5 protein-coding genes are annotated in these 6,163 nt (G+C 58.1%); 1 reads left to right on the top strand and 4 read right to left on the bottom strand.

All coding sequences use genetic code 11. The annotated features are described in order from the left end of the window. From rfbA to IEN85_RS22030, 3 genes are all read right to left on the bottom strand, one after another. A partial coding sequence (gene rfbA, locus IEN85_RS22040; protein ID WP_191616624.1) for a glucose-1-phosphate thymidylyltransferase RfbA occupies positions 1-656 on the bottom strand: 656 nt, incomplete at its 3' end. 231 nt (positions 657-887) lie between these two features. Then, positions 888-1,994, bottom strand: coding sequence for a dTDP-glucose 4,6-dehydratase (rfbB, locus tag IEN85_RS22035; RefSeq protein WP_191616625.1), 1,107 nt, complete (start codon positions 1,992-1,994; stop codon positions 888-890). Positions 1,995-2,137: 143 nt separating this feature from the next. After that, positions 2,138-3,058, bottom strand: a complete 921-nt coding sequence (locus tag IEN85_RS22030) for a sugar nucleotide-binding protein (protein WP_191616626.1) — start codon at positions 3,056-3,058, stop codon at positions 2,138-2,140. An 895-nt stretch (positions 3,059-3,953) separates the two neighbouring features. On the opposite strand from IEN85_RS22030, the gene IEN85_RS22025 reads away from it, so the two are divergent. After that, complete coding sequence (locus IEN85_RS22025) at positions 3,954-4,613, top strand: VPDSG-CTERM sorting domain-containing protein (protein ID WP_191619277.1); 660 nt, start codon at positions 3,954-3,956, stop codon at positions 4,611-4,613. A gap of 215 nt (positions 4,614-4,828) precedes the next feature. On the opposite strand, the gene IEN85_RS22020 is transcribed toward IEN85_RS22025, so the two are convergent. Then, positions 4,829-6,106 (bottom strand): IS256 family transposase, encoded by a 1,278-nt coding sequence (locus IEN85_RS22020; RefSeq protein WP_425503181.1) that lies wholly within the window; start codon positions 6,104-6,106, stop codon positions 4,829-4,831. Positions 6,107-6,163: the final 57 nt, after the last annotated feature.

The raw sequence follows: 6,163 nt of genomic DNA, 5'->3' as shown, positions 1-6,163 counted from the left end.
AGCTCCACGTTCAAGGCGCCCTTCTCCAGGTAGATGCGGTTGAGGTCGGTGATCTCAAGCTCGCCGCGCGCCGAGGGCTTCACCTGCTTGGCGTACTCCACCACCTTCTCGTCGTAGAAGTAGAGGCCCGGCACCGCGTAGTTGGACTTGGGCTGGGCCGGCTTCTCCTCAATGGAGAGCACCTTGCCGTCCGGGGCGAACTCCACCACGCCGTAGGCGGTCGGGTTGGCCACGTTGTATCCGAAGATGGTGGACCCGTCGGTTCGGGCGTCGGCGTTTCTGAGGGTGCGCACCAGCTCGTGGCCGAAGAAGAGGTTGTCGCCCAGGACCAGGGCGGCCGGGGCGCCGTCGAGGAACTCCTCGCCGATCAGGAAGGCCTGGGCCAGCCCGTCGGGGCTGGGCTGCACCTCGTAGCTGAAGTTGACCCCGAAGGCGGAGCCGTCGCCGAGCAGGCGCTCGAAAAGCGGCGTGTCCTGGGGCGTGGAGATGATCAGGATGTCCTTTATGCCCGCCAGCATCAGCAGCGAGACCGGATAGTAGATCATCGGCTTGTCGTAGATCGGCATCAGCTGCTTGGACACGGCGATGGTGCACGGATAGAGGCGGGTTCCCGAACCGCCCGCGAGGACGATCCCTTTTCTTGGCTTGGTGGACATAGTGTTAGGAGGAAATTTGGTTGAGGAGTTTTAACCGCGAAGGTCGCTACAGCCTTTTGAAGCGTGGATGAGGGATGAACCGCAGAGGACGCGGAGAACGCGGAGTCTTGGATATGCTTCGACTGTTTCTGTAGACCTCGAAGCGCGCGCCGACCACGCGATAGCATTCGTCCTTCTGAATCAGGTCAGCCATTTTAGCGTTGTTTGGCGCCTTTAGCGGTCACTCCAAAGTCAGCTGTTGCCGAGGCGTTCGCGGGCGTACTTCTTCTCGGCGATGTCGCGGCACCAGTCCTGGTTGTCCAGGTACCACTGCACCGTCTTGCGGATGCCGCTCTCGAAGGTCTCGGCCGGAACCCAGCCGCACTCCTTCTCGCTGCGCTCGCAGTTGATGGCGTAGCGGCGGTCGTGGCCGGGACGGTCCTTCACGTAGGTGATCAGGTCCTCGTACTTGGCGATGCCGGCCTTTTGGGCCGCCTCGTTGCCGGAGACCGGGGCCAGCTCGTCGAGCAGGGCGCAGATGCGCTTCACGATCTGGATGTTCTCCATCTCGCTGCGCCCGCCGATGCAGTAGGTCTCGCCGAGGGCTCCCTTTTCCAAGGCGGCCAGGATGCCGGTGCAATGGTCCTCCACGAAGAGCCAGTCGCGGATCTGCTTGCCGTCGCCGTAGATGGGCAGCGGCTTGGCCTCCAGGGCGTTGAGCGTGACCAGAGGGATCAGCTTCTCGGGGAACTGGAAGGGGCCGTAGTTGTTGGAGCAGTTGGTGGTCACCACCGGCATGCCGTAGGTGTGGTAGTAGGCGCGCACCAGGAAGTCGCTGGAGGCCTTCGACGCGGAGTATGGGCTGTTGGGCGCGTAGGGCGTGGTCTCGCAGAAGGCCGGGTCGCTGGGGCCGAGGGTGCCGAACACCTCGTCGGTGGAGACGTGCAGGAAGCGGAAGGCCTCCTTGGCCTCGCCTTCCAGCTTGGCCCAGTGGTGGCGGGCGGCCTCCAGCATTCGCAGGGTGCCGGTCACGTTGGTCTCCACGAAGGGCTCGGGCGTGTCGATGGAGCGGTCCACGTGGCTTTCGGCGGCGAAGTGCACGACGGCGCTGACGCCGTGCTCCTTTATGAGGGAGGCAGTCGTGTCCTGGTCCAGGATGCTGGAATGGGAGAAGACGTAGGCGTCGCTGGACTCGAAGTCGCTTAGGTTGGCGGGATTGCCCGCGTAGGTGAGCGAGTCGACGTTGACGACGCGGTCGAAGCCCCTCTCCTTGAGGAGCTTGGCGTCGTCGCGCAGCAGGACGCGAATGAAGTTGGAGCCGATAAAGCCGCAGCCGCCGGTTACGAGGATGGAGTTCATAGGGAGAGGAAGTGTTTGGTTTTAACCGCGAAGGACGCGAAGGTCGCTAAGGGTTTGAAGGCAGGAATTAGATTTAAAGTTGAGGACCAAGAACGCTCCGATTCTTCTTAGCGTTCTTGGCGAACTTCGCGGTTCAGGAAAACTTAGGCCTTCCGCCAGTTCTTGAGGGACCACTCGAGGGCTTCCTCGACGGGTCGCATGATGACGCCGGCGTCGCGCAGCTTGCTTTCGTCGAGCACGCAGTTCGAGCGCGGGGTCTTGGCCGCCTTGGACATGAAGTCCGCCTCGTCCTCGAAGAACTGGAACTCCTTGCCGTTGACGCCCGTCTTCTTGATCAGCTCCACCACTTGGGAGGTGGTGACGGCCCCGGGGTTGGTCACGTTGTAGATCCCGTAGGGAACCTGCTTCTCCACGCACTCGTAGCAGGCGGCCACGAAGTCCTCCAGCTGGCTGAGCGAGTTGGTGGCCTGCAGCAAGGTGGCGTAGCTCTGCACCTTGGTCAGGTAGTTGCGGGGATTGTCGAGGTGGTTGAACGGTATCCGCAATCTCCATACGTAGCCTTCGGGAGAGGACTCGTGCTCCCAGGCGGGCCACTGGCCGTCGCCGCGGTCGACCTCGCGGTAGCCGAGCACCTCTTCGCCCAAGGCCTTGGTGCCGCTGTAGAAGGAGCAAGGCGGCTTGCGGAAGGAGAAGTTCGGTGCGTCGTCCTCGCGCCAGCCGCCGCCTCCCGGGCGCTCGCCGCCGAAGATGCAGCCGCTGGAGACGTGGCCCCAGCCGATGGACAGGTCGCCGCAGACCTCGCGTATCACGCCCGGCAGTACGGCGTTGCCGTCGAGGCAGTTCCCCTTGTCCAGCTCGCAGGCGTCGACGTTGGGCTTGCCGGTGTAGCCGGCGCAGTTGACCAGGAAGGTGGCGCCGGCGTCCTTGAGGGCGTCGGCGAAGTCCTTCTTGGACCCGTTAGCGATCTGGCGGCCGCTAAGCGTTTTGAAGGCGACGCCCTTGCCCTCGAGCAATTGGCGAAATGCGCTACCGACGTAGCCGGTGGAACCTACGAGTGCTATCATGAGTATAGGTTAGTGAGAATGCGTTGTGAGTTAGAAAGGTAGTGAATCGCGCAGCGTTCGACTCGTCTTAGAGCAACCGCTCGACAGGCGATACCTTGGCTGGAATAAGATAATCACCCCAGATCGACTCAATGAAAATCATCTTTAGGCGGTTGTTGAGCTGATGCCCCTCATTAATGTGCGATTACGGGAATAACGTTAAGACCTAATGCCCAGGCAACTAAAGACTCTCCCTCCCAGCTCCCATGTTTCCTTTTATTCGGCACGGCGACGCTAATCTGACTCAATCTCACTGTCCGCGTAATGTGGTGGGACCTTCTAGGTCCCGTGATTGGTAGATGCGGAAGTTGTACCGAGCCTAAAAGGGCGACATGACCACCCGTCTTCGTGAGATACTCCGCCGAGGCAAGGCTAGAGCTCATGGTCCCCCCACTTTGGGGATGTTGTGGCGGGACGGGCTTGTCTCGGCGTAGCCGGATTGTTGATCTCATCTCCAGTCTATTGATGATGCAACTCTTTGTTAATCAGCAATTAGTAATCAGTGACTAGCTATGCAAAGCTCTGCTTCGCAAGGTGCCTGCACTGAGCCTGCCGAAGTGTCGAAATTCCTTACAAAAACCTGTGAATTCTCATAAGTTCCTAATGAGCAATGAATAATCCGTAATCTGCAATCCCGCTTCGCAGGGTTGTAAGAAATCCCTACATCTTCAAGAGGATCGATGATCGAAAATAGAAAAATAAAAATAATTATGAATATCCTAAGTGTTTCTAGGCCAATTAGTAATAAGAAATCAGTAATCAGGAATTGCGTGCCTTCGGCACGAGTTGGCACGGTCATTGCGTTGTGTCTTTTCGAACTAGGAATTTTTCAATCCTCTCTCAAACAAACAGAATTATGAAAAACACACTTAAAACACTTCTCGCGGTCGCTTCTCTCGCGGCTGTCACTTCCGCAAGCGCTATCGTTTACGACGCTTCCGTTGATGGATTGGTAAATCCTGCCGGAACGTTCACAGCCACTGGTGGTGACTTGGTTGTCGACACTATCGATGGCGTCACTTTTCTAGGCGTCGAGGATCCAGTCTACAATCCAGCTTTGGACCGAGCTGGTTCTGAAATTGATTTGGGTCAGTCTGTCACAGTAAACTTTAGCGAACCTTCGCAGCTGATTTCTATAACTTTGGGTCTTCTTTTCAATGGGCCGGAGTATCGCGATGTTGTTGAGGTCGCTCGATTGACTGCAAACGGCGGAACAAGCTATACGCTTTCGATCACAGGAGAGGACACAGCTGTATGGAGCAACGGAGGTGTTGTGGTTCCAGTAATGGCGCCATTCTCAACAACCTATGGAGGAGGTGGAGTATTCAAGATCGTAAATCCTTTCGGTAGCCTTGCTATTTCCTCTCTTCTCTTAGAGCCGGTCGACAACAGCAATGAAGCTAATAACTCGGACTTCGGCCTAGTAGCATTTGAGGTTCCAGATTCAGGAGCGACACTAGCTCTCCTTGGTCTAGCGCTGGCTGGGATCTCAATTGTTCATCGTCGTCGGCGCTAGAGCGAGTTAGATCAATGTTTTCAGGGCGCACCTTTGCTAGGTGCGCCTTTTTTTCGGTTCATCGGCGGAAAGGCGCCGTTAGTGTCCGGAATCTTTCGCAAAAAGGTAGCTGTACCTTAAGGCAGTGGCGTATTCGTTATTGGTTAAAGGTATCTAAATGTCAATCAGCCCCCTAGGGGCTGCCGCCGCTTCAGGCGCTCTTCTCCTCGTTTTCTTCAGCCAGCAGCTTCATGTCCAGATGGACAGACTCGGCTGTCCGACCACGACTTCGAAGCGACGTATCGCAATCTGGCGCAAGCCAGCATCAACGTGCTCTTGCCGTCAGGGAAGCAACCGACAACGCGGGTTCGTCGCCTGATCTCCTTCATTATCCGTTCCAGCATGTTTTTGGTCCGTATGCTTCGGTGGTGCTTCCTGGGGAACCGGTAGTAGGTGACGCTTTGACTCACTTCGTTCGGGCTTCGCCTAACGCTGCGCGTTGCCCATCTTCGCTGTGCTACGTCGGCCATGCCTTCGCGAAGAACTTCAGCCGCGGAGGCAAGCTTCATCGACTCGAGCGCGTCGGCCACCTCCATCGCCTTGCGGGTAGCCGCTTCGGCGGACTCTTGGGCGTGGATCGCCTTGAGCATCGCCGCCGCGGTCGCCTTCTTGCTGTGCGAGACCTTAGCTAGCACGTTGCGGTGGAAGTGGAAGAGGCATCTCTGCCACTTGCTTGCCGGATAGATCTCGGGAAGCGCTTCGACAAACCCCTTGGACTTGTCGGAGACCGTCAGGTCTATCTTCTCGAGTCCTCGCGAGTAGAGGTTCTTGAGGAGCTCCAGCCAGCTGTCCTTCGACTCGCTCATCCCCTCGACCACGCCGAGCACCTCGCGGAAGCCATGCTCGTTGACGCCGATGGCGACAAGCACGCTCACGTTCTCCATCTCGCCTCCCCACGAGCGCTTCAGCCACAGCCCGTCCATAAACGCGTAGACGTAGCGGCTTCGCAGGGGTCGCTGCCGCCACGCCTCGATCCGTTCGTATATCTTCTGATTGAGATCGCTCACGGTCGAAGGGCTTACCCTGGCGCCCCAAAGGGCCTCGGTTATGTCCTCGATCCGTCGGACCGACACGCCAGCCAAGTACATCTCGACCAGCGATTCCTCCACGCTGGACTCGCGTCTGCGGTAGCGTTCGATGATCTGGGTCTCGAAGCTCGCTCCGCGAAGCTTGGGGACCTTCAGCTTAACTTCGCCAGCTCCCGTATGCAGCTTGCGCTCGTAGTGGCCGTTGCGATGAGCCGAACGCTCGTCGCTGCGTTCGTAGCGCTTCGCGTTGCAGATTTGGTCGGCCTCGGCGTCGAGCAGACCGTTTATCGCCTCCTCGACGGTTCCACGAACGAAGCCGCCCAGATCCTTCTTTAGGTTGCCGAAGTCGATCTTCACGACTTCGCTTGATGCCGATCCCTCGGCTGTTATCGTCTCGTTTACTGTCTTTCCGTTGGTGTCTTCCATCTTGGGTATTTGTTTGAACACCAACTGCCTACCGGATCATCGGCGGAAAGGCACCTC

It is taken from the genome of Pelagicoccus enzymogenes (assembly GCF_014803405.1).
Taxonomy (GTDB): domain Bacteria; phylum Verrucomicrobiota; class Verrucomicrobiia; order Opitutales; family Opitutaceae; genus Pelagicoccus; species Pelagicoccus enzymogenes.
This window is presented reverse-complemented; position numbering and strand designations above follow the sequence as displayed.

What these genes read in the sequence shown, in the direction of transcription:
- rfbB (WP_191616625.1), bottom strand. Translation starts at nt 1,994, where the DNA reads ATGAACTCCATCCTCGTAACCGGCGGCTGCGGCTTTATCGGCTCCAAC.
- IEN85_RS22030 (WP_191616626.1), bottom strand. Translation starts at nt 3,058, where the DNA reads ATGATAGCACTCGTAGGTTCCACCGGCTACGTCGGTAGCGCATTTCGC.
- IEN85_RS22025 (WP_191619277.1), top strand. Translation starts at nt 3,954, where the DNA reads ATGAAAAACACACTTAAAACACTTCTCGCGGTCGCTTCTCTCGCGGCT.
- IEN85_RS22020 (WP_425503181.1), bottom strand. Translation starts at nt 6,106, where the DNA reads ATGGAAGACACCAACGGAAAGACAGTAAACGAGACGATAACAGCCGAG.